The following is a 24,017-nucleotide window of genomic DNA, read 5'->3' as shown; positions in this document are numbered from 1 at the left end:
CCTCCTGTGAATTAATGAGATGTAATGGCGGAATCGATATCCCGCAGATGATGACGGCGTACCAGCAGTACCACGACACCAATCAGAACCATTAATGCGCCAAAATAAAACGGCGTTTCCGGCAGGAACCACTCGGACAATTTACCCGCAAGCCATGGAGCAAGTGCACCACCCAGGAAACGAACAAAGCTGTATGCAGCAGAAGCAACAGAACGCTCCACAGGTGCAGCTTCCATAACAGCCGTTGTAATCAACGTATTGTTAATCCCAAGGAAAATCCCCGCTACAATGACTGCAACAATAACGGTAGTTGGTGAACCCATCACCGTACCTACTGCCATAACAACCAGATCAATCGCGAACAATGTAAGCATGACACTCATGGACGGAACCGAACCGAATCGGCGTTGCAGTCTTGGTGCGACGAATACCGACGTAATTGCCAGCATCAGTCCCCAGCCAAAGAATACGTAACCCAGGCCGTGCTCATCCAAATTCATGACATATGGTGAATAAGCCATCAAGGTAAAGAAACCAAAGTTATACAGGAAGGCGGTAATCGCCAATGTTTTCAATGAAGGATAACTTAATGCTTTGAACGGATCGGACAAAGAGCTGCGTGTTTTCGGTTTAGCCATTTTGGGCAGCATAAATGTAATGCTTATAAAGGCAATCGCCATCAGGACAGCCACCCCATAGAACGGGCCACGCCAAGAGATGGAACCCAGCTCACCACCAAGCAGCGGACCAACCGCAATCCCGAGACCAAGTGCTGCTTCGTACAAAATAATCGCTTTGGCTGTCCCCGATGTGGACAGTCCAACGATTGCAGATAATGCCGTTGCGATGAACAAGGCATTACCAAGTCCCCAACCGCCACGGTAACCAACCAGTGCACCTACCGTGTCTGAGGTACCGCCAAGGAACGAGAAGATAATAATCAGCAATATACCGCTGAGCAGCGTCCACTTCACACCAATCCGGCTGGATACGACACCTGTAATCAGCATCGCTACCCCGGTTACAGCGTTATAACTGGTAAATAGCAGTGACACTTGGCTTTTCGATGCATGCAGCTGATCTGCAATCGCGGGCAGAATCGGGTCAACCAGACCCAGACCCATAAAGGATATGATACATGCAAAGGCAACCGCCCATACCGCTCGCGGTTGAGACAGTAAGCTCCCACGTGATGACGGCAATTCGTCCGGTAATGATGGCTCTCTTTTCATACGTAATTCCTCCTGTGAATAATTTATGTGGTGAAACTTTTTATTTGAAAATAGCAGTGAAAACGATGAAAATATCGCGTTCATTTTCATGAATAGAGGTAACAAAACGGCACAAATGACACCGAAAAATCCGGTGTTTGTACAGGATCGCCATAGGTACTATGGTGCTCACTCCATGTAGCGATTATGTGTATACAGTTTTGTTATTAAACATTAGATGTTAATTCGGTTAGCCGTCTTCATCACCCTGCGGATCATGTGCCTGTAACTTCTGAATACCACTCCGAACGCGTTCACGCAGCTCTTCCAGTTCAGTCTGTACGGCATGTATGCTCTGAAGTTTCTGCTTAATCAGTTGCAACTGACCATCCAGCGTTGTTTCCATCGTGGTGAGTTTCTCGATCCGTTCTCTTACTTCGGTCGTCTGCTGGTAGTCAAAACGTTGTTCGTTCAAGGCATCTGCCGTTGCCACATAGGTATGTAACTCCTGAAGGGAGAATCCAAGTACCTCTTTGGCGCGAACCACCTTCTTCAGATAATCGATATCCTCCCGAGTGTACAACCGCGTACCGCCATCTGTCCGCTGAGGTGAAGGCATGACACCAATCTCTTCATAATACCGAATGGTTCGCTTGGTCAAACCGCATTCCTTGGCTACGTCGTCGATTTTATATAAACTCATTTCCCTCACCTCTTCCATATGTCTATAATGTTATGTACATAATTATATATAATATTAACGTTAACGTCAACGTTAGATTTCAGGTATGAAGCCTTAGCAAGTTAAAATCCTCTTACAATTTTCTATCTCAACAAAAAAAGACCCGCTTCACACGCAGGTCTTCCTCTGTACACTATTCATTCAAATTACCTTAAACGTTCTGCTCATTCTGTTGCTGTTGAGCACGTTGCATTTGCTTCAACCGGCCTTCAACTCTGGTAAACAGTCTGAACGTATAGAACCCTGTAGCCACCAGACTCAGCACCAACGCTCGCACATCTGTAAGCCAGAAACCGATAATGCCGAATATCGTAATAATCACACCAAATTGCATCATCAGATTGGCGCTATAACTTTGCGCTTCATCCCACAACTCAGGATTACTCATTGCACGCGGAGTCCGATACCCATATATTCCGTTAATCATTTTAGGTGGTTTTTTGAACACCATGAACCCCAGAATGAAATAACACACTCCAATGATGATCCCAACTATTGCTCCTGTCAAAACGTTCTCCCCTTCACTGTTGTCTTCCATAGACCTGCTTACACTGACACTCCGATGACAGAATAACCAGCTTCGCTTCTTCAGGTTATTTCTGTCCTCTCCGTTCTCGTGTAAATGTCTGGTTAGACTTATCTACATAAAAATATAAAAACGGCTCTACGTATATACGAAGAGCCGCCTGGATCGTTTCGTAAACTTAGATATTCTTCACTCGAAGTACACGCATGGCGTTCAGTACAGCTAGCACTGTGACACCGACATCGGAGAATACCGCTTCCCACATGGTAGCTATGCCGAACACACCGAGTAGCAGGAAGATCGCTTTAACCCCCAAAGCAAACGCGATATTTTGCCATACAATCATTCGTGTACGCTTTGCAATGCGAATTGCACTCGCTAGTTTCGACGGTTCATCGGTCATGATGACCACATCTGCCGCTTCAATCGCAGCATCTGAACCAAGTCCACCCATGGCCACGCCCACATCGGCGCGCGCCAGTACAGGTGTATCGTTGATGCCGTCACCGACAAACACCATTTTCTCCTTCGGAGATTTGGCAGCTTCCAGTTGCTCCAGCCGCTCCACTTTGTCCTGTGGCAGCAATTCAGCATAGACCTCATCCACACCCAGCTCGCGTCCTACCGCTTCACCTACGGCTTTGGCATCACCTGTCAGCATGACCGTTTTGCGAATGCCGAGTTTCTTCAGCGCCTGAATCGCCGCGGCTGCGTCATCCTTCACTTCATCGGCAATGATTAGATGACCAACATACGTGCCAGCTTCAGCCACGTGGACAATCGTTCCGGCTGTTTCTGGTGTGGTATAGGATATACCTGCCTGCACCATTAATTTGGCGTTGCCTGCAAGCACTTCCCGACCATCCACACTCACCTTGATCCCGTGTCCGGCAACTTCGTCATAACCTTCCACACCTTGCGTGGGAATGGCCTTAGCCCAAGCTGCGCGAATGGATTCGGCAATCGGATGATTGGAATTGGCTTCGGCAATAGCTGCCAGCTCCATCAGTTCTTCTTCCGTGCGTCCACCTTCGGGATGAATGGCTGTTACTTTGAATACACCTTTGGTTAGTGTACCCGTTTTATCAAAAACAACAATTTTCACATCGTTCAACGCTTCAAGGTAGTTACTGCCTTTAACGAGAATCCCGTTACGTGAAGCTGCTCCGATACCACCAAAGAATCCAAGTGGAATAGAAACGACCAGAGCACAAGGACATGAGATAACCAGGAAGACCAATGCGCGATAGATCCAGTCAGCAAATGTTGCACCACTAAGTATCAACGGCGGAACAAATGCAATCACGGCTGCAAGGATAACAACAACCGGTGTGTAATAACGGGCGAATTTACTAATAAAATGTTCTGTTTTCGCTTTCCGGCTGCTCGCGTTCTGCACCAGGTCCAAAATTTTGGATACCGTTGATTCACCAAACGTTTTGGTCACTTCAATCGTCAACATACCATTTTTGTTCACAAATCCACTCAGTACATCACTTCCAGGCTCCAGCTCACGAGGTACGGATTCACCTGTCAGAGCAGAAGTGTCCACCATGGAACGCCCAGCTCTAACGATACCATCCAGCGGTACTCGCTCTCCTGCTTTCACGACAATACGATCACCAATCCGTACGGCTTCCGGAGATACACGACGAGTCTCGTCACCCGAACCCGTCAGGATATTCGCGTAGTCCGGGCGAATGTCCATGAGCGCCTGAATGGACTTGCGTGACCGATTAACCGCCATACCCTGAAACAGCTCCCCGAGCTGATAAAAGAGCATGACCGCTACCCCTTCCGGATACTCTCCAATAGCAAAGGCACCCAAGGTAGCCACGGACATCAGGAAGTATTCATCGAATACCTGGCCACGAATAATGTTTTTGGACGCCTGGAGCACAATATCTCCCCCGGCAATCAGATAAGCGAGTGCATAGAGAGCAAATTGTGCCCAGCCCTCCAGCGGCGACCAGATTGCGGCTGCGAGCAACACAGAACCTGCAGCAAGACGAGCAAGCAACACTTTTGTCTGTCCTGCACCATGTTCATGCGAGTGGCCTGCATGGGCATCATCATGTGTATGGCTGTGATCATGTCCAGCATGACCTCCGTGCTCATGCACATGACCATGTGTGTGTCCCTCTGAATCTGAGTGATCATGAGTATGCGAGTGTTTGCCATGTGAATGTGAATGTCCATGATCATGTCCGGTATGGTCATGACTGTGGTTATGCGCACCAGCTGCACTCCCTGTATGGGTGTGTACATGTCCATTCACGTGTTTTCCTTTTTCCGAAATGCGAATATGCGGCTCCAGCCGAAGCACTTTGCGCTTTGCTTCTTCCACTACCTGTTCATCCATATCGGAAGTGGTGTGTAGCGATAATGTTTTGGTAACAAAATTGACAGAGCATTCGTTAATGCCTTTAATTTTTTTGACGCCATTCTCAATCTTCAAAGCGCAGTTCGCACAATCCAGTCCCTCAAGCAGCAGTTCCCTTTTCACCTGTTCCTGTCCGGTTCCCATGTGAATTCTCCCCTTTGCAGTACAAAAACGATGTTATATTTCAATTACATTCAATATATGAGCACTCATTCATATGTTTGGTTAACCCTATTATATGCACGCCTAAACATGAGTGTCAACAATCGTTGTTGATTTTTCATACAGATTATGCTAATAGTAATCATTTCGCTTTAGGCGGGTTTTGGATATAATAGAGCTATAGTTGTTAACATAGGCGGTGATAGGAAATGGAACAACCGGTTAAAGCACCAAGCGAATGTGATGCAGCCTGCTCAGGCACTGAAGCCGACGTGCAGACGATTCGCACTTCACTCATAGATCGGGAGACGTCTTCCGAGATGGCAGATTGGTTCAAGGCATTCAGCGACCCCACACGTCTACGTATTATTGATGCGCTGTTACAGAAGGAATTATGTGTTCATGACCTGACGGTTCTGCTCGACATGGGACAGTCGGCCATTTCACACCAGCTGCGTTCTCTCCGCAACATGCGGATCGTCAAGCGACGCAAGGAAGGCAAGACCGTGTACTACTCTCTGGATGATGCTCACATTGAGCAGATTTTCCTGCAAACGCTCCAGCATATTAAACACAGCTAGGCAGCAGCCAAGCTTGTTCATGAAGAAGAACCCCCGCCTCTCGGCTGTATGCCGATGGACGGGGGTTCTTCTTGGTAAGGGTACCTTTTTATACAGGATACAGAGTGACTAGATCTTCTGATTAACTATCCATTGGAGCTTGCCACTTTAGTCATAAAAGATTGTTTTTGTTCGGATCATACAGGCCGGATCTGTCCTTGAACCAGTTGAAGATATGCGATACACATACTTTCAGCACCGCGTATCCTGGAACAGCGAGCAGAATGCCCACGACTCCAAACAGATTACCCGAAGTCAGAATGACAAAGATAATCGTGATGGGATGAATCTTCAGCGTTTTGCCCATGATCTGTGGTGAGATGAATTTACCCTCGATTAACTGCACGATTGTCCATACGGCAACCATCTTCAGCAGCATCACCGGCGAAGTAACCAGGGCCACGATCAACGCAGGTGTAATTGCAATTGCTGGTCCCAGATACGGAACAACACTCGTGAACGAGGCGATAATGGCAAGAATCAGTGCATAATCCAGACCAATGACCATATAACCGATGTAGAGTAGAATACCGATGCAGAAGCTGACGATAATCTGTCCACGAATGAATGAACTGATCTGGTGATTGATGTCTTCCAGCACATGCATTGCGCCCGTACGGCTCTTGATCGGCAGGAAAGACAGAATTTTCGCTGGCAGCTTCTTGCCGTCTTTCAGCAGATAGAACAGAATGAACGGAACCGTTACGATGGACAGCACGGTCTCAGTGAAAGCTCCGAGGAATCCGCCCAATTTGGTCCAGGTCGAGTTCAGAATTTCAGTAGCCTTTTGGGAGATTGTTCCCCACCAGTCCTGCGAATTCAGATTCACCGTCTCCTGGAACTGACCGAACAGTTGGCTGCCCGTGAGTTCCTCAAACTGCTGTTTTACCGTTTCGCTGTATGTTGGGAAATTTTCGATCAGCCCCATAATCTGGTTCCGTACAACCGGAATGACTGCCAGCACTACAACGGTCAGAATGCCTCCGATGGCAAGATACAGGATCAGAATGGACCAGCCACGCTTGATTTTCCATCTTTCCATCACATCCACAATCGGATTCAGCAGATAGTAGAGTATGCCTGACAGAATAATAGGTAGCACAATGGTTTTGATGAGTACTGCGAGCGGATGAAGAACAAAAGATACTTTGGTCAGAACCATCACGTTCAGTCCCACCAACAGCAGAATCAGCAGAAATAGGACAAACTTGTTGTTAAGAAAAAATCGCTTGAACCGCTCCGGCCAAACGCGGGGTTGCTCAGGTTGCTCCATAGGCGTGTCGTCCTCTCTTATGACCCTTAATCAAAACTTAACTATAAAGCTAGATAAATGCCCATACACACGAATAAAAAAATACCTTGTACAAGCCAACATATGTATAACACTCTGGATTTATACGTATGGTGCTGATTAACCGTTTCAAATTAAACCGGGTAAAGTCATTTTACCCCAAAATGAGTCTTCTGCCCCACACGAATCATTTGCAAATTCTCCCTATTCAAAAACGGCTCGCCTCACTGGGAGACGAACCGTAAATTTATAGCTATACCCTACGATTAAGCCAGTTTTAACGCTGAAAATGGAAGATTAAGCTTTTCCCGCCAATTGTGCAATCAATTCATAGGAATGCAGACGTGCCTTATGATCATAGATCATCGACGTAATAATCAGCTCATCTGCCTGTGTCTGCCGAATGAAGGATTCCAGCTGTCCACGTACCGTTTCTGGTGAACCATTAACAGCTGCCTTGAGCGTCTGCTCAACACCAGCCTTCTCACGATCCGTCCATTTGCCTTCCATCTCTGCCGGAGGCTGTACCAATCCCGTTGTGCCACGAATAATGTTCAGGAACTGCTGCTGCATCGTTGTACCCAGCCATGCTGCTTCCTCGTCTGTATCTGCAACAACAGCGTTAACACCAACAATCACATGCGGCTCCTTCAAGCTTTCAGATGGTTGGAAGTTGTTTCGATACGTCTCTAATGCAATCCGGGTGTAATCGGGCGAGAAGTGGCTGGCAAAAGCAAACGGCAATCCTAGCTGACCTGCCAGACGTGCACTGAAATCACTGGACCCCAAGAGGTAAATCGGAATATTCAATCCTTCTCCAGGAACTGCGCGAACAGGCGCATGATAAGATGTCGCCGAAGCATCAAAGTATGCTCTAAGTTCTGCCAACAACTCAGGGAAATCTTCCCCACTGTTCAGATCTTTGCGTAGTGCAAGCGATGTACGGCGGTCACTACCTGGTGCGCGACCCAGTCCCAGGTCAATTCTGCCAGGATACAAGGATTCCAGTGTGCCGAACTGCTCAGCGATGACAAGCGGTGCATGGTTGGGCAACATGATGCCTCCTGAACCCAGACGAATCGTTTTAGTTCCACCAGCCAGATATCCAATAACAACCGAAGTTGCGGATGAAGCAATACCCGGCATGTTGTGATGTTCAGCTACCCAGTAACGGTGATATCCCCACTTCTCTGCATGCTGTGCCAGATCCAGGCTGTTGCGCAGTGCATCAGCAGGTGTTGCACCCACTACAACAGGAGCCAGATCCAGGATGGAAAGCTTAACGTCATGAATATGTTCTTTATGGGATGTAGCTGTATTTTCTGTAGTCATTATCGTTTAATCTCCTCGATGATTATATTTTTGTATATCCAGATATATAGATTAATTAAATCGCAACTGGATATGGTGATGTGATGATAAACTAGCCGTTTACATCCGGACGGAATCCCTGCGTGCATGTGCATCCTAGCTTCCGTTCCGGCATCCGGCTTATAACTCGTTCTGCACGTACTCGGCAAACTGACGGATTGTCTCCTCGTTGCGCCGATAATACGTCCATTGTCCTCTTCGCTCGGAGAGCAGCAATCCTGCCTTGAGCATAGTCAGCAGATAACTGGATATAACCGACTGAGCCAGTCCAGCCTTCACTTGAATCGTGCCAACACAGATTCCGTTCTTGCCACCATCCGGATGCTGTGATAGTTCCAGCGGTGGAAAGTGTTGCTCCGGGTTTTTGAGCCACAACAAGATTTGTCTACGTGTCTCGTTCGATAATGCTTTGAATATAAGTATAGGTTCCATGGGTACGATTATACCCCCTTTCATCCATTTTGCAAACACATGAACAAACAAACCGACTCTTGATCGAGTCGGTCTGGTATCATATGGAATCCTTATAGGGAACCAACATCTATATTAGAATTTGGTCGTTACCGTCTGTTTAACCTGATCCAACATCGCTTGATATGCTGGTGCATCCAGATATCCAATACTACCAAAGAGCAGATGATCTACGGCTTCAATACCTACAAAATCGAAGATACCTACATCTGAAGTTATTTTCAGTCCAGCAGTCATGCCGATCTGATCATAAATTTCACTTGGTGTACCATGGGTGTTGATAATGAGGCCTTTTTTGCCTGTCAGCAATTTCTCGATTCCTGCTTCACCTGCTGCATACGCAAAACCATAGGCGAATACACGGTCAACGTACCCTTTCAGAATGGCAGGAAGACCTGTCCACCAGATCGGATAGATGAATGTAATGGCTTCTGCATCTGTAACAAACTGTTGCTCTGTAGCGATATCCTGTGGTGTCTGTCCTGCGCGCATGGAAGCTGTATCTGCTTCAGTCAGTACGGGTTGGAATCCAAGCTTATATAAGTCACGAACGACTACTTCATGGCCTTGAGCTTCGAGAGCTTCTACAGCAGTATTGAGGATTGCGTTATTCAAGCTGTCTGTGTGCGGGTGAGCATATACGATAAGATGTTTCATAGTGTGAATCCCTCCAGGTTTGGTTTGAGTTAGGTTGCGAAAATGGGGTTACATTGATACGTTCCACATACATAGACATCTATGCATTTGGTTAAAAAAATATTTGGGTTCCTCTGCCTCCACCCCATCCAAATCTGGAAGGGTTGCAGACAGAAGAGTTCATTCATTATAACTTTCGGACAATCATGGACAGCAAGCTCTCCAATTGCTCCGACTGTTCATCGGACAAGCCACTATAGATGATGTCATTAATCTGCTCTGATACCTGATGGAAGATCGGTTCAAGACGCTTCCCCTGATCAGTAAGGCGAATCATCGTCACCCGGCTATCTTCGGCACTCTTGCTGCGTTCAACATAGCCAAGCTTCTCCAGCTTGTTGACCAGTACTGTTACCGTTGGTTGCGTGCGTTGGACACGTTCAGCCAACATCTTGATCGACAGCGTCTCTTCCCGGTACAAGAACATTAATACATCCCCATGAGAAGGAACAATCCCTGTTACCTCATGCTGTTCCAATTCGTGTACAATCCGTTTGTTGACATGGTCCCTGATTCTTGCAATCAGTGCAATTGCGTTGTATTTAGGCATGACCTCATTATACATAGACATCTATGTATTTTCAAGTTCTTTTTTATAAAAAGAAAAACAGCCCTTTCCATGCTTCTAACAGGTGGAAAATATCGGGCTGTTTCGATTCTGCTCTGATCCTGATCTGTAATGTAAGATCTTAGATAATCATTTTTGAATTCATGCTGGATTCACGCTGAATTCAGTTAATCCATTGCGTGATTTTCTCAACGGATTGTCGGGACTTCTCACGTTGGGGCTCCTCTACCCGATAACCGAAGGCTGCCATCATAGAGACGCCCCATGCGCCATTTTCCAGCAAGCCCTCTTCTTCCATAATACGGTGGACGTCCTCACGGCTGAAACCTTCGATTGGACAAGAATCAATCTCGATCTGAGCTGCCGCCGTCATCATGTTGCCAAGTGCAATATAAGTTTGTTTAGATGCCCAGTCAAATAATGATCTTGGATTATCCAGAATTTTCTGATTACTTTGGAACTTTCCATAAGCCTCACTTGTTAGCTCAAATACGTTATTTGGCATTCCCTTTGTTTCCTTCAACATGTACTCCGCATAAGGAGAATTATAACTGGCATCTGATCGGGCCAAAATAACAACAAAATGGCTTGCTGTAGCCAATTGCTTTTGAGCGCCGGAAGAGACTTCGGACAGACGCTTACGCAGGTTCGGATTTTGTACAATCAGAAACTTCCACGGTTCAAGGCCAATGGAACTTGGAGATAATCTGCCTGTTTCCAATATAAATTGGAAATCCTCATCCGAGATTTTGCGGGTAGCATCAAATATCTTTGTTGCATGCCGGAAATGATACGCCTTTAAGATGTCTTCCTTTGTCTTTGACTTTGTTGTAACTTCCATGCAGCTCCACGTCCTTTTATATATTTTTTTATGTTGAACAATAATGTTAAAGTGATTTCATCTCAAGTATTAGTTTAGGACCTATGCGTATAAATTAAAAGTACGCACATTATTGTTTCTTGGTTTATAAAAGTAAGTATTGGATGAAGACAGCAATAATCCACTAGGCACTTACATGGCCCTAGTGGATCATCTGCGACTCTCTCCTTTTAAATCTTGAAATCTTGAACCAGCTTATTCAGATTTAATGCACTATCCTTGACTTGATCAGATTGTTTAACTACTTCCACAGATTGCGCAGCAGAGGCGACCATATGTCCTGCGATTTCCTGACTGGATGCAGCGGATTGTTCACTGGCTGATGCAATCTCGTGAATGGAGCCCACTAGTATTTTGATATTTGCAGTCACTTGTTGTGAGGTTGCATTGAGATCTTTAACTGCATTGGCATGATCAAGGGAATCGACATAATACTGTTCAGCTGTATCCTCCAATAATTTATAATCTTTGCCAACCTGATTGAACATAAAGGATAGCAATTCTTTAGCATTCGAGGACAGATTGGTTACAGACTGCATAACTTCTTCCGTGACCTGCTGAATTTGATCGGCAGCCTGTCTGGAATCATCAGCCAACTTTCGAATCTCGCTTGCTACAACCGCAAAACCCCTGCCTGCTTCTCCAGCCCTTGCAGCTTCAATGGATGCATTGAGTGCCAGCAGATTAGTCTGCGCTGTAACATCCAAAATAGACTGAGATAATATACCAATCTGATCTACAGCTGTTGCACGCTCCAGCGCTTCTGTCATCTTCTTACTCGTATGATCATACATGTCTATGGCTGCTCGGCTCGATTCGCGGGCTTCCTGCTTCAACTTTTCAGCCTTCGTGCTGGTCACATACGCGGACTCTGCTTGTTTAGATGTCCGTTCCGATATATATTCAGCTCCCTGTTGCATCTCAGCAGCCGAATGATTCATATTTTCCGTATGGGCTGAAGCCTCTTCCATTGCAGCAGAGAGCTCTTCAACTGTAGCTGATACTTCACGAATTCGTTCATTCAGACCAGCCATATTCTGGTTGGTAAGATCGCTAACCTGGTTGATATGATGAGATTCCTGAACTACACCACGAATGACATTTGTTGTGGAATCGGTCATTGTACGAATAGCTCGTGCGATGACACTTATCTCATTATTTCCCTGTGTTAGGTGCGGATCCAAGGATGCCGTTAAGTTGCCTTTTGTTATTTCTTCACAATAACGGGTAATTGCTTTCATTCGTTGACGTATACTGCGAATCATTACAAATGAAATCAGAATGAGCGCTGCAAGTGAAAGCAAAAGTACCGAACCGAGCACCAATGCTCGCTGCTGAATTACTTCCTGTGTATCCGCATAGAGCTTGGCCGACTCCTCTTCGTTATACGCACTCAAAAGGGTGATTGTCTCCACAATCGCTGTACTGCTTTTGTTAATTCTTCCTCTCTCTTCACTATCGTAGGTGCCCGACATCTTTTTGGTATCCATGATTTGCTCAATATCCTGATAATATGTATCCATCTTTGCTACCAAATCTGCAAATATCTCTTTTTCTTTGGTATCCAATGTTCTTGCTGAAAATTCATTCAAACCATCGGTAATACTCTTCTTACCTTTCTGAACCTGATCGTACTGTTTGTCGGTATACTCTGCATTATCAAGAACCTTTGTATAATTGGCGCGCATATTATAGAAATTACTTTTCAATTCAAGAACATTGGTTTGATGCTGGAAGCGGTCATTGTAGAGGATACCTTGTCCCGTTTTTGCTTCGTTCATTCCGAAAATCCCAATCAGAAAGACAGTAAACAAGCCGATTAGACTAATCACAGTCATGATGACCATCGTTGTTGTTAATTTTATATTTTTGAGTTTATTTCCTTTCTTATTTTTTGGCTTAGACTGAATTGACATGATTATTCCCCCACTTTAAATAGTAGATAGCCTTATATATCTTATATCTATATCGTATGTATCCATATTGTTTGTTAGCATTTCAGGAAAATTGACTTTATTCTTTTAATGAGAAAAGTAATGGGAGACAACAGAAAAGCCGCCAGAATATAATCCAGCGGCTTTTCTGTGAATATGAAACGATATCTATGCGACCTATAGTTGCTCCATCCACTCATTTTCAGAAATGACGGTATATCCTTCTTGTCGCAGCAATGCTGAGGTGACACCTTCTCCAGTTACCTTTTGATTGGCAAAATTCCCATCATAGATCTTCTGTGTACCACAGGACGGACTAAACTCCTTCAGTACCACACACGATACATTCAATTCTCGCGCCCATTCGAGCGTCTGATAGGCTCCCGCTCTGTGACGTCCTTGCCACTTTTCTCGATCACTTTTGCAGTGCCTGCCAGCACGTCCTTGCCTGTGCCACCGATAATTTCAGCCGGTTCTCGCGGAGTGGAGAATCCACCAAGCAGCTCCGGGCATACCATCTTAGCCTGGTCCTGCTTCACAAGCTCCTGAATCTTCTCATCCAGGCTCGCTGTTCCATTGTAACGGCAAGCTACCCCCGCCAGACATGAACTCACCAAATATTTCATCGTTATCTCCTTATACTCATTCCATCTATGAAGTAAATTGTAACATATAAGATCAAGCCCTATAACTCACCTCTGGTAATCATCTTGATCCGTCCATCTTCCCTGTATTCAACCTGAAAAACATCCGTGCTCGACTCCAGTTCAAATGTGACCATGCCTGGATGGTCAGGATTACGGTGAAGTTTATACGCTTGAAGATCCATTTTAAATATTTTTTTAATTATAGGTTCTACTCCTTCTCTAAGAAGAGACTCCTGTATGTTATATAGTTCCTGATAATAAGCCTCTATTTCTTCCCAGTCTGCAAAGTCTTGCTCATAATGATTAGCATCCCCAACCGTATAACCCAAGCCCTCTTTTCCTTCGGTCATCTGGACAAAGTAGTTATCTTTAAAGGAAAAGGAGACTGTATCCTTGCCGAGTTCATCATCTTTGCTTCGGCTTGCTCTTACCAGATCAAGATTGGCTTTACCAGACAGAGCCTCAATCGCGTTTCTGGCATCCGCCAGCGCTGCCTGTGATATTTGATCAGGTCTAAGGTCGCCTGTGATCGATACAGCCTTGTCCTGCTGCCATACAATCTCCCCATAACCATGGCCAGTCTCATTCTCTAACGCTAATGTCGTATGTGATATCGGCTCCAATTCCCCTTGCTTCATACTCACAAAACGTTTGACTGATGCAGGTTTAAGCGTTGGAGTGCTGCCTATACTTTGCAAAAGCGTTGGAACTTGACGCAGATAACGGTGCTCCAACTCGCTTGGCTGCATCTCACGTCTCATCTGTACTTCACGCAGATTTCCTGTTGTCGCATCGAGCCATATCTGCGCATACTCCTTCTCGCTTTCATTTCCAGCCTCTACATATATTCTGCCGGACACAGGCAGGTCTTCCACTTTCATAATCTTCAGCTGTTTACCCAGATCATCTCGCATGGTAGTCGCAACATTTCTTTTCATTTTGTCGGTTAGCAGATTCGTGTTCAAACCATCGGATAACTGTAACGCTGCTGTCGGATAGACCTGCTCGATCACGGGTTTCACCAGCTGTCCATCATTCCAGATCCATAGGAACAATCCAGCCGCAATAACCAACACACCTGTGCCGGCAACAAGAGGTCCTTTTCTAGGGCGACGCTTGTGGGACACGTTGTTCACTTTCAGTCTAAACGGCCTGGATGGCCTGGAACTGTCCTCTGACCTATCTCCCTTGCTCCCCTCTTCCGACTTCTTCATCCACTCCACCTGTTGAAGCACCTTTCGCTTGTGATCCTCCGTAAAAGGAGACGAAGCAAACGGTCCCTTCCGGATTTCCTTCTCCCATTGCTCATCCTTGTGTCTCATTTGCTTCGCTCCTCCCATTGTTTCCGTACCTTGTCCTTACCTCGGGATAGTCTTGATTTTACTGTGCCTGAGCTGATTTTCAATATCTCAGCAATCTCACTCGTCGTAAGCTCATATTTCAGATTCAGCAAAAGGATCTCCCGGAACTTCTTCGGCAACGCCAGAACAATATCCCAGATTTCATGGATATGCTCCTTACGCATCACTTCCATCTCGGCCGAAGGATGTGCAGGCTGCTCTGCAATCATGACTCTTTGGCTTGAATCCCCACGCTCTGTCTCAATGGGTAACGTCTCTCCCCACAGGCTACTACGAAAAAATCTGGATTTTCGATATGTAAAAGTCGTGTTCCTAGTAATCGTCAACAGCCATGTTTTCAGTGAGCAATCCCCACGATAAAGAGCGATCCCCGAGTACGCCCGAATAAATACCTCCTGTGACAATTCATCTGCCTGTTCGGCACTTTTGGTCAGAAAATAAGCGTAATTCCACACGTCATTTCCGTAGTCATCCATTATGCTGCTAAGTGTGTAATTGTCTATGGTCTGAGCTTGTGCCAGTAATTGATCATCCAACTGTTGTTCACCTCACTTAATATGACTGAGTCTAATGTGATTTGGTTCCCTGTTTTGGACATTATTTCTTATTATTGTAGCAAAATAAAAAACAGCATGTTCAACATCGCTGAACACGCTGATTCCTTCAAGTTTGCTTGTTAGAAATCTCTATCAGGAAGCTTATAAGCGAACGCACCACTTCATCAGTTAATTCTGCCCTCTGGTCTAACGTATCATTTTCTTCGTTATACTTTAACCGCAGCAATCATCAGAAACATCGGTCTCCGATTCTCGTCTCGCATGCCTGGGACCTGTTCAATCATCTCCGGTAATGGTTTGGATTCAGCCACCTTTTGAATAGCAAACCCCGCCTTAATCAGTTCATTGAGATGTGTTGCCAGTGTGCGATGATATTTGACCACATCCTGATTCAGAAAGTTCGCCACACGTTTCCCTTCATCGTGGTAATCATCCACGGGCCAGTGAAGAATCTCACCTGTGGGTCCGTAATGCCAATCCTGGGCAGCACGAGCGGTGAAGATGGGATGTTCGGAAGATAGTACAAATGTGCCCCCTTCTACGAGAAAATCATTGATCTTAGCGTACACCGTGTCTAACCGTTCAATATAATGCAAAGCAAGTGAACTGATCACAACGTCGAATTGTCCCGGTGCAAAATCAATATCTTCAATCGCCAGCTGCTCGTACCGGATCTGTGGATCGTCCGTCATTTCACGAGCACGCTGAAGCATATTTTCAGACAAATCTACTCCGATCACTGAACTCGCTTGCTGCTCCCGCGCATACCGGCAGTGCCAGCCAAAACCACATCCCAAATCCAGCACACGTTTGTCCTTCAAATCAGGCAATAGAGTCTGCAGTTCATGCCACTCCCCCGCTGCATCCAGCCCTTGAACGGAACGTGCCATCTTACTATAGTTATTGAAAAATTCAGATTCATCGTATTTATTTTGTTTCATCAAGAGAATCCTCCCGCTTTATAAATATCAACCTACTCTACCACATAAACGATATTTAAACGCAAAAGTTGCCAAGAGAATTCATGGCGTGTTATCATACAGAACGAACGTTCAGTATTATTATATACAGAATGAACATTCAGTTTACTAACGGAGGTCATTATGAATACGAATTGGACGCATCCCTTGGAAGGGCAATCTGTAGGTAAAGCTTTTATAAGCTACCTCGTGCCTTCTGTATTGGGGATGCTGGTAGTTGCTTTTAATTTTATTATCGACGGCATTATGGTTGGACACAAACTGGGTTCTACCGCGATGGCGGGAATCGGCATTGCCTCACCTGTTTACACACTTTTTGTTGCTATGTCGCTGTGGATCGGTATGGGCGGGGCAACCTTGTACTCCAACGCTATGGGTAGAAAAGATATCACATCAGCCAAACAAATTTTCACCAAATCCATTATGCTGATTATGCTAGTTACGATAGCCATTGGATATACTGCATTTACGTTCAAAGACAAGCTGGTATACTCCCTCGGTGCTAACGCCGAGACCTTCCCGTTTGCTTCGGATTATATGAATATCATGTTATTGTTCGGATTCGTTTTCACGATTGAGAATGCACTCTCTATCTTTGTACGAAACGATGGTAATCCCAACACGTCCATGTACGCTCAGATTACGTTTGCTGTAGCCAATATCATCATCAATTATATAACATTGTATGTACTCGAATGGGGTGTACGCGGTGTGGCCCTCGGTACAATCATATCGGCATCTCTTGCGTTAATTGTCCTGTTCACTCACTTTTTCAAAAAAACAAATAATCTCACGTTCACCCGGTTCAAATGGAACAACAAACTGCTGGCTTCCCTGCTGCTCATTGGTTTCCCCAGCTTTCTGGCTGAACTTGGCATGTCGGTCTTCTCTGTCTCTCACAATATCTCCATGGACCGCATTGCGGGCACGGATGGTGTAGCATCCTTTACCGTATTGAACTATATTCATGGTGTGGTACTGTTAGCGTTCCTGGGTCTGGCGTCTGCTGCCCAACCTCTGATCAGCTATTATCACGGTGCAAAACAAATTAAACGGGTACAACAAACGATACATTTAGCAACCAAAACGGCTCTCGCATGCGGTCTACTGTTGCTTCTTGTTGTTCAGATCGGTGCACCTTATTTCGTGCAAATCTTTGGAAACTTCAGTAGTGGCGTAACGGATAATGCCGTTTACGGATTACGTATATTTACATTTGCCTATGTATTTATGGGTGTTAACTTTGTTATGAGCACCTATTTCCAATCTGTAGGTAATGCCAAAATGGCCATTTGGATCACAGCTGCACGTGAAATGATTATCATGATTGCGTTGATTGCGATTCTCCCTTCATTCTTTGGTGTCACGGGTGTGTGGCTTGCCGTACCGCTGTCCGAAATGCTGGTTCTCGCAACCATAGCCGTATACTATAGAAAACGATCCCTTACGGATCGAATAAACGCGTTGCAGTCTGAGTAGCATAACGGATTAAATGAACGTATAGAAAAAAGATATAGCCCTGCTCGGTCTACATAGATCGGGTAGGGCTTTGTTATGCTTGAAGTAAATATAATCAGAACCAAATATCGTATCGTCCATGTGCTATTAACGGTTGCTTGAAAACTATAGCTATAGAAAATGTGAATGATATATGAATAAAGTATATATTTAACAAAAAATAGGATATAAAACTCTCTTATATAATTGTATATATTTGTTAATTGGAGTACAGTTGTCTTGTCAAACTAAATACGGCGCCAGACCTCCCCTCACTTTTATCCTAGGAAATGACTGTGAGGAAAGTTACTGTGAGTATGATCAATCTCGACTTTTATATATGAAAAGGAGATGTTCGATTGTGAAGAAATATCAAAAAACTGCAATTTCAGCTCTCTCTTCCATGGCTTTGCTCCTAGCATCTGTTTCACCAGTATTTGCTGATGACCCGTCTATGCCTATAATCCCTTCACAAGATGCTCAGATAAAACAGGAACAAGAAGCTGCTATCTTTGCCCAAAACCTTATAGTAGAGTATTTCGATGGAGGTTACTCAACGGATATCTATTTGAGTGGAAATGTCACGTTTTCTTTTCTTCCTCGTTCGACTGGGGAATATGTATTTAATGTTGTTGATATGAGTGGAAATTTGAAGGGAAGTGGACGAGTAATCGCATCAGACTTGAGAACAAAAACCATCACTTTAGGGAATCTGTATGGTTACCATAAAATCGTAGGGTACTCACCTAATGGTGGCGGAGGAGATTACCAAATTCAATATTAAAATATACTAAGTCGTAGGAATCACACTGTATTTGTTTACTTACGGAATGTCATACAGCGCAGGGGAGACCTATCGGCTTTCACTCAATTCTTTATATGCAATGTATAAAATAGTAACACAAAAAATACACACTCGATATCATCAAGTGTGTCTTCTTATTGCTTGGCGGCGTCCTACTCTCCCAGGACCCTGCGGTCCAAGTACCATCGGCGCTAGAGGGCTTAACGGTCGTGTTCGGGATGGGTACGTGTGGAACCCCTCCGCCATCGCCACCAAACGCATAGCTTAGCTTACATTTCAGAGATCATTCTCTGAAAACTAGATTCGAAACGAAACATGCGATTTAGAACTTGCTATTGGATAAGCCCTCGACCGATTAGTACTGGTCAGCTCCATGCATTGCTGCACTTCCACCCCCAGCCTATCTACCTCGTCGTCTTCAAGGGGTCTTACATACTGGGAAATCTCATCTTGAGGGGGGCTTCACGCTTAGATGCTTTCAGCGTTTATCCCGTCCGTACATAGCTACCCAGCGGTGCTCCTGGCGGAACAACTGGTACACCAGCGGTACGTCCATCCCGGTCCTCTCGTACTAAGGACAGCTCCTCTCAAATTTCCTACGCCCACGACAGATAGGGACCGAACTGTCTCACGACGTTCTGAACCCAGCTCGCGTACCGCTTTAATGGGCGAACAGCCCAACCCTTGGGACCTACTTCAGCCCCAGGATGCGATGAGCCGACATCGAGGTGCCAAACCTCCCCGTCGATGTGGACTCTTGGGGGAGATAAGCCTGTTATCCCCAGGGTAGCTTTTATCCGTTGAGCGATGGCCCTTCCATGCGGTACCACCGGATCACTAAGCCCGACTTTCGTCCCTGCTCGACTTGTAGGTCTCGCAGTCAAGCTCCCTTATGCCTTTGCACTCTTCGAATGATTTCCAACCATTCTGAGGGAACCTTTGGGCGCCTCCGTTACTCTTTAGGAGGCGACCGCCCCAGTCAAACTGCCCACCTGACACTGTCCCCGCACCGGATTACGGTACCAGGTTAGAACCTAGATACGATCAGGGTGGTATCCCAACGTTGCCTCCATGCAAGCTGGCGCTCACACTTCAAAGGCTCCCACCTATCCTGTACAGATCGTACCCAAATTCAATATCAAGCTGCAGTAAAGCTCCATGGGGTCTTTCCGTCTTGTCGCGGGTAACCTGCATCTTCACAGGTATTAAAATTTCACCGGATCTCTCGTTGAGACAGCGCCCAAGTCGTTACGCCATTCGTGCGGGTCAGAATTTACCTGACAAGGAATTTCGCTACCTTAGGACCGTTATAGTTACGGCCGCCGTTTACTGGGGCTTCGGTTCACAGCTTCGGGATTACTCCCTAACCACTCCCCTTAACCTTCCAGCACCGGGCAGGCGTCAGCCCGTATACTTCGCCTTACGGCTTCGCACAGACCTGTGTTTTTGCTAAACAGTCGCTTGGGCCTTTTCACTGCGGCCCCCTCGTGCTATTCACACTACCGGGGCACCCCTTCTCCCGAAGTTACGGGGTCATTTTGCCGAGTTCCTTAACGAGAGTTCTTCCGCGCGCCTTAGAATACTCTTCTCGCCTACCTGTGTCGGTTTGCGGTACGGGCACCATCACCTGGCTAGAGGCTTTTCTTGGCAGTGTGAGATCATGACCTTCGCTACTACAATTTTCGCTCCCCATCACAGCTCAGCCTTACAATGTGCGGATTTGCCTACACATCAGCCTCACTGCTTAGACGGACATCCATCAGTCCGCGTCACTACCCTACTGCGTCCCCCCATTGCTCATAACGGCTTACGGTGGTACAGGAATTTCGACCTGTTGTCCTTCGACTACGCCTTTCGGCCTCGCCTTAGGTCCCGACTTACCCTGAGCGGACGAGCCTTCCTCAGGAACCCTTAGGCTTTCGGCGGATCAGATTCTCACTGATCTTTTCGTTACTCATACCGGCATTCTCACTTGTATAATGTCCAGCGCTCCTTACGGTACACCTTCAACCCTTATACAACGCTCCCCTACCCCTGATGCAAAGCATCAAGCCATAGCTTCGGTGGTGTGTTTAGCCCCGTTACATTTTCGGCGCAGAGTCACTCGACCAGTGAGCTATTACGCACTCTTTCAATGATGGCTGCTTCTAAGCCAACATCCTGGTTGTCTGTGCAACTCCACATCCTTTCCCACTTAACACACACTTGGGGACCTTAGCTGATGGTCTGGGCTGTTTCCCTTTTGACAATGGATCTTAGCACTCACTGTCTGACTCCCGGAAGTAAGTCTATGGCATTCGGAGTTTGACTGAGCTTGGTAACCCTTGCGGGCCCCGCACCCAATCAGTGCTCTACCTCCACGACTCTGTTTTCCGAGGCTAGCCCTAAAGCTATTTCGGGGAGAACCAGCTATCTCCGAGTTCGATTGGAATTTCTCCGCTACCCCCACCTCATCCCCGCATTTTTCAACATGCGTGGGTTCGGGCCTCCAGTGCGTGTTACCGCACCTTCACCCTGGACAGGGGTAGATCACCCGGTTTCGGGTCTACGTCCACGTACTAAGTCGCCCTATTCAGACTCGCTTTCGCTGCGGCTCCGGCTCTTCACCTTAACCTTGCACGGGAACGTAACTCGCCGGTTCATTCTACAAAAGGCACGCCATCACCCCTAAAACGGGCTCTGACTTTTTGTAAGCACACGGTTTCAGGTTCTATTTCACTCCCCTTCCGGGGTGCTTTTCACCTTTCCCTCACGGTACTGCTTCACTATCGGTCGCTAGGAAGTATTTAGCCTTGGCAGATGGTCCTGCCGGATTCATACGGGGTTTCACGTGCCCCGCACTACTCGGGATCCGTCTCGGAGGGAACCAACTTTCAACTACAGGGCTTTTACCTTCTTTGGCGGGCCTTTCCAGACCTCTTCGCTTAACCGGTTCCTTTGTAACTCCATGTGAGACGTCCCACAACCCCAAAGAGCAAGCTCTTTGGTTTGGGCTTCTCCGCGTTCGCTCGCCGCTACTGACGGAATCACTATTGTTTTCTCTTCCTCAGGGTACTTAGATGTTTCAGTTCCCCTGGTATGCCTCTACATAACCTATGTATTCAGTTATGAGTAACTGGAAATTACCCCAGCTGGGTTTCCCCATTCGGACACCCCCGGATCAAAGCTTGCTTACAGCTCCCCGAGGCAGTTTCGTTGTTCGCCACGTCCTTCATCGGCTCCTAGCGCCTAGGCATCCTCCGTGTGCTCTTAGTAGCTTAACCATTTTGTTCCGGTTTCGGTCGCTCGCTTCCCTTGTTTTGCTTGCGCAAAGCCAAAAGTCGCTCTCACCCGATACCATCACAAAAGCAATTTAACTACCTTTATACACTTGACTTGTTTGCACAAGTTCAGCTAAAAAGGAATGTTCTAATTCGCGTTTGTTTCGTTTCGATATCTAGTTTTCAAAGAACAAGCTCCATGCAAAAGCAAGCTGTTTGAGAGTTTGAGCTCTCAAAACCGAACAACGAGTGAGTAGTTTGCAGCTAAGCTGCAGTTTTGAATGTTTCCGTTGCAGGAAACGATTCTCCATAGAAAGGAGGTGATCCAGCCGCACCTTCCGATACGGCTACCTTGTTACGACTTCACCCCAATCATCTATCCCACCTTCGGCGGCTGGCTCCTTGCGGTTACCCCACCGACTTCGGGTGTTATAAACTCTCGTGGTGTGACGGGCGGTGTGTACAAGACCCGGGAACGTATTCACCGCGGCATGCTGATCCGCGATTACTAGCAATTCCGACTTCATGCAGGCGAGTTGCAGCCTGCAATCCGAACTGAGACCGGCTTTGTTGGGATTGGCTCCATCTCGCGATTTCGCAGCCCGTTGTACCGGCCATTGTAGTACGTGTGTAGCCCAGGTCATAAGGGGCATGATGATTTGACGTCATCCCCACCTTCCTCCGGTTTGTCACCGGCAGTCTATCTAGAGTGCCCACCCGAAGTGCTGGCAACTAAATATAAGGGTTGCGCTCGTTGCGGGACTTAACCCAACATCTCACGACACGAGCTGACGACAACCATGCACCACCTGTCTTGAATGTTCCGAAGAAAAGGTACATCTCTGCACCGGTCATTCAGATGTCAAGACCTGGTAAGGTTCTTCGCGTTGCTTCGAATTAAACCACATACTCCACTGCTTGTGCGGGTCCCCGTCAATTCCTTTGAGTTTCAGTCTTGCGACCGTACTCCCCAGGCGGAGTGCTTAATGTGTTAACTTCGGCACCAAGGGTATCGAAACCCCTAACACCTAGCACTCATCGTTTACGGCGTGGACTACCAGGGTATCTAATCCTGTTTGCTCCCCACGCTTTCGCGCCTCAGCGTCAGTTACAGCCCAGAGAGTCGCCTTCGCCACTGGTGTTCCTCCACATATCTACGCATTTCACCGCTACACGTGGAATTCCACTCTCCTCTTCTGCACTCAAGTCACCCAGTTTCCAGTGCGATCCGGGGTTGAGCCCCGGGATTAAACACCAGACTTAAATGACCGCCTGCGCGCGCTTTACGCCCAATAATTCCGGACAACGCTTGCCCCCTACGTATTACCGCGGCTGCTGGCACGTAGTTAGCCGGGGCTTTCTTCTCAGGTACCGTCACCTTGAGAGCAGTTACTCTCCCAAGCGTTCTTCCCTGGCAACAGAGCTTTACGATCCGAAAACCTTCATCACTCACGCGGCATTGCTCCGTCAGGCTTTCGCCCATTGCGGAAGATTCCCTACTGCTGCCTCCCGTAGGAGTCTGGGCCGTGTCTCAGTCCCAGTGTGGCCGATCACCCTCTCAGGTCGGCTACGCATCGTCGCCTTGGTGAGCCGTTACCCCACCAACTAGCTAATGCGCCGCAGGCCCATCCCCAAGTGACAGATTGCTCCGTCTTTCCAGTTTCCTTCAGGCGAAGAAAACAATTATTCGGTATTAGCTACCGTTTCCGGTAGTTGTCCCAAACTTGAGGGCAGGTTGCCTACGTGTTACTCACCCGTCCGCCGCTAAGTATCAAGGAAGCAAGCTTCCTATCAACTCCGCTCGACTTGCATGTATTAGGCATGCCGCCAGCGTTCGTCCTGAGCCAGGATCAAACTCTCCAATAAAGTATTGAAAAGAGCGATAAGCTCATTTTGAATCTGACGAGATTAAAAATCTCATTTGTGCTTCAGTCGATTCAAGCCAAGGCTTGTCTCTAACTTTCGCGTTCATTCTGCAAGCAGAATGTTCACTCACTCGTTGTTCAGTTTTCAAAGATCAAACTTGTTTCCGTTACCGAATGTCGTTCTCTTCAG

At 46.6% G+C, this 24,017-nt stretch carries 17 protein-coding genes, 3 rRNA genes and 1 pseudogene; 3 read left to right on the top strand and 18 right to left on the bottom strand.

Annotated elements, in window-relative coordinates; genetic code table 11:
- Positions 1-11: 11 nt before the first annotated feature.
- The 4 genes from MKZ13_RS03145 to MKZ13_RS03130 form a co-directional block, all read right to left on the bottom strand.
- Positions 12-1,232, bottom strand: coding sequence for an MFS transporter (locus MKZ13_RS03145; RefSeq protein WP_310342903.1), 1,221 nt, complete (start codon positions 1,230-1,232; stop codon positions 12-14).
- 229 nt (positions 1,233-1,461) lie between these two features.
- The gene (locus MKZ13_RS03140) at positions 1,462-1,914 is read right to left on the bottom strand and encodes a MerR family transcriptional regulator (RefSeq protein ID WP_237178483.1); all 453 of its coding nucleotides are present in this window, start codon (positions 1,912-1,914) and stop codon (positions 1,462-1,464) included.
- A gap of 190 nt (positions 1,915-2,104) precedes the next feature.
- Positions 2,105-2,461 (bottom strand): SdpI family protein, encoded by a 357-nt coding sequence (locus MKZ13_RS03135; RefSeq protein WP_339181680.1) that lies wholly within the window; start codon positions 2,459-2,461, stop codon positions 2,105-2,107.
- Between the two features lie 196 nt (positions 2,462-2,657).
- Complete coding sequence (locus MKZ13_RS03130; protein WP_339181679.1) at positions 2,658-5,006, bottom strand: heavy metal translocating P-type ATPase; 2,349 nt, start codon at positions 5,004-5,006, stop codon at positions 2,658-2,660.
- A 227-nt stretch (positions 5,007-5,233) separates the two neighbouring features.
- Between MKZ13_RS03130 and MKZ13_RS03125 the strand changes: the two genes are divergently transcribed.
- Positions 5,234-5,605, top strand: a complete 372-nt coding sequence (locus tag MKZ13_RS03125) for a metalloregulator ArsR/SmtB family transcription factor (RefSeq protein ID WP_036614212.1) — start codon at positions 5,234-5,236, stop codon at positions 5,603-5,605.
- Between the two features lie 151 nt (positions 5,606-5,756).
- Here MKZ13_RS03125 and MKZ13_RS03120 read toward each other — a convergent pair whose 3' ends face one another.
- The 11 genes and pseudogenes from MKZ13_RS03120 to MKZ13_RS03070 all read right to left on the bottom strand — a co-directional run bounded on the left by MKZ13_RS03120 (position 5,757) and on the right by MKZ13_RS03070 (position 16,361).
- On the bottom strand, positions 5,757-6,917 hold the full coding sequence (locus MKZ13_RS03120) for an AI-2E family transporter (RefSeq protein WP_047841385.1): 1,161 nt from the start codon (positions 6,915-6,917) through the stop codon (positions 5,757-5,759).
- Between the two features lie 315 nt (positions 6,918-7,232).
- Positions 7,233-8,267, bottom strand: a complete 1,035-nt coding sequence (locus MKZ13_RS03115) for an LLM class flavin-dependent oxidoreductase (RefSeq protein WP_339181677.1) — start codon at positions 8,265-8,267, stop codon at positions 7,233-7,235.
- Positions 8,268-8,426: 159 nt separating this feature from the next.
- Positions 8,427-8,738: a metalloregulator ArsR/SmtB family transcription factor gene (locus MKZ13_RS03110; RefSeq protein WP_036668255.1), complete on the bottom strand. Its 312-nt coding sequence runs from the start codon at positions 8,736-8,738 to the stop codon at positions 8,427-8,429.
- A 114-nt stretch (positions 8,739-8,852) separates the two neighbouring features.
- Positions 8,853-9,434, bottom strand: a complete 582-nt coding sequence (locus MKZ13_RS03105; RefSeq protein WP_339181676.1) for an NAD(P)H-dependent oxidoreductase — start codon at positions 9,432-9,434, stop codon at positions 8,853-8,855.
- Positions 9,435-9,600: 166 nt separating this feature from the next.
- Positions 9,601-10,044: a MarR family transcriptional regulator gene (locus MKZ13_RS03100; RefSeq protein ID WP_313771532.1), complete on the bottom strand. Its 444-nt coding sequence runs from the start codon at positions 10,042-10,044 to the stop codon at positions 9,601-9,603.
- A gap of 160 nt (positions 10,045-10,204) precedes the next feature.
- On the bottom strand, positions 10,205-10,882 hold the full coding sequence (locus MKZ13_RS03095) for an NAD(P)H-dependent oxidoreductase (protein WP_339181672.1): 678 nt from the start codon (positions 10,880-10,882) through the stop codon (positions 10,205-10,207).
- 209 nt (positions 10,883-11,091) lie between these two features.
- Complete coding sequence (locus MKZ13_RS03090) at positions 11,092-12,837, bottom strand: methyl-accepting chemotaxis protein (RefSeq protein WP_339181669.1); 1,746 nt, start codon at positions 12,835-12,837, stop codon at positions 11,092-11,094.
- Positions 12,838-13,032: 195 nt separating this feature from the next.
- Positions 13,033-13,481 (bottom strand): annotated as a pseudogene (locus tag MKZ13_RS03085) (DUF523 domain-containing protein).
- Between the two features lie 59 nt (positions 13,482-13,540).
- Positions 13,541-14,824: a hypothetical protein gene (locus MKZ13_RS03080; RefSeq protein ID WP_339181666.1), complete on the bottom strand. Its 1,284-nt coding sequence runs from the start codon at positions 14,822-14,824 to the stop codon at positions 13,541-13,543.
- On the bottom strand, positions 14,821-15,399 hold the full coding sequence (locus MKZ13_RS03075) for a sigma-70 family RNA polymerase sigma factor (RefSeq protein ID WP_339181664.1): 579 nt from the start codon (positions 15,397-15,399) through the stop codon (positions 14,821-14,823). The genes MKZ13_RS03080 and MKZ13_RS03075 overlap by 4 nt, the downstream gene beginning before the upstream one ends.
- A gap of 227 nt (positions 15,400-15,626) precedes the next feature.
- Entirely contained in the window at positions 15,627-16,361 is a 735-nt protein-coding gene (locus tag MKZ13_RS03070; RefSeq protein ID WP_339181661.1) for a class I SAM-dependent methyltransferase, read from the bottom strand.
- Between the two features lie 162 nt (positions 16,362-16,523).
- Between MKZ13_RS03070 and MKZ13_RS03065 the strand changes: the two genes are divergently transcribed.
- Together MKZ13_RS03065 and MKZ13_RS03060 are read left to right on the top strand one after the other, a co-directional pair.
- The gene (locus tag MKZ13_RS03065) at positions 16,524-17,879 is read left to right on the top strand and encodes an MATE family efflux transporter (RefSeq protein WP_339181658.1); all 1,356 of its coding nucleotides are present in this window, start codon (positions 16,524-16,526) and stop codon (positions 17,877-17,879) included.
- Between the two features lie 379 nt (positions 17,880-18,258).
- Complete coding sequence (locus MKZ13_RS03060; RefSeq protein WP_339181656.1) at positions 18,259-18,681, top strand: hypothetical protein; 423 nt, start codon at positions 18,259-18,261, stop codon at positions 18,679-18,681.
- Positions 18,682-18,841: 160 nt separating this feature from the next.
- Here MKZ13_RS03060 and rrf read toward each other — a convergent pair.
- The 3 genes from rrf to MKZ13_RS03045 form a co-directional block, all read right to left on the bottom strand.
- Positions 18,842-18,958: ribosomal RNA gene (gene rrf / locus MKZ13_RS03055) — 5S ribosomal RNA — on the bottom strand.
- A gap of 79 nt (positions 18,959-19,037) precedes the next feature.
- Positions 19,038-21,965: ribosomal RNA gene (locus MKZ13_RS03050) — 23S ribosomal RNA — on the bottom strand.
- Positions 21,966-22,275: 310 nt separating this feature from the next.
- Positions 22,276-23,828, bottom strand: a 16S ribosomal RNA gene (locus MKZ13_RS03045).
- Together the 16S, 23S and 5S rRNA genes form the textbook arrangement of a ribosomal RNA operon.
- Positions 23,829-24,017 lie beyond the last annotated feature (189 nt).

Source organism: Paenibacillus sp. FSL R5-0701 (assembly GCF_037973995.1).
Taxonomy (GTDB): domain Bacteria; phylum Bacillota; class Bacilli; order Paenibacillales; family Paenibacillaceae; genus Paenibacillus.
This window is presented reverse-complemented; position numbering and strand designations above follow the sequence as displayed.

Bases quoted from the DNA above. Each gene is read 5' to 3' on its own strand.
- MKZ13_RS03145 (WP_310342903.1), bottom strand. From the start codon at position 1,232: ATGAAAAGAGAGCCATCATTACCGGACGAATTGCCGTCATCACGTGGG.
- MKZ13_RS03140 (WP_237178483.1), bottom strand. From the start codon at position 1,914: ATGAGTTTATATAAAATCGACGACGTAGCCAAGGAATGCGGTTTGACC.
- MKZ13_RS03130 (WP_339181679.1), bottom strand. From the start codon at position 5,006: ATGGGAACCGGACAGGAACAGGTGAAAAGGGAACTGCTGCTTGAGGGA.
- MKZ13_RS03125 (WP_036614212.1), top strand. From the start codon at position 5,234: ATGGAACAACCGGTTAAAGCACCAAGCGAATGTGATGCAGCCTGCTCA.
- MKZ13_RS03120 (WP_047841385.1), bottom strand. From the start codon at position 6,917: ATGGAGCAACCTGAGCAACCCCGCGTTTGGCCGGAGCGGTTCAAGCGA.
- MKZ13_RS03115 (WP_339181677.1), bottom strand. From the start codon at position 8,267: ATGACTACAGAAAATACAGCTACATCCCATAAAGAACATATTCATGAC.
- MKZ13_RS03110 (WP_036668255.1), bottom strand. From the start codon at position 8,738: ATGGAACCTATACTTATATTCAAAGCATTATCGAACGAGACACGTAGA.
- MKZ13_RS03105 (WP_339181676.1), bottom strand. From the start codon at position 9,434: ATGAAACATCTTATCGTATATGCTCACCCGCACACAGACAGCTTGAAT.
- MKZ13_RS03100 (WP_313771532.1), bottom strand. From the start codon at position 10,044: ATGTCTATGTATAATGAGGTCATGCCTAAATACAACGCAATTGCACTG.
- MKZ13_RS03095 (WP_339181672.1), bottom strand. From the start codon at position 10,882: ATGGAAGTTACAACAAAGTCAAAGACAAAGGAAGACATCTTAAAGGCG.
- MKZ13_RS03090 (WP_339181669.1), bottom strand. From the start codon at position 12,837: ATGTCAATTCAGTCTAAGCCAAAAAATAAGAAAGGAAATAAACTCAAA.
- MKZ13_RS03080 (WP_339181666.1), bottom strand. From the start codon at position 14,824: ATGAGACACAAGGATGAGCAATGGGAGAAGGAAATCCGGAAGGGACCG.
- MKZ13_RS03070 (WP_339181661.1), bottom strand. From the start codon at position 16,361: ATGAAACAAAATAAATACGATGAATCTGAATTTTTCAATAACTATAGT.
- MKZ13_RS03065 (WP_339181658.1), top strand. From the start codon at position 16,524: ATGAATACGAATTGGACGCATCCCTTGGAAGGGCAATCTGTAGGTAAA.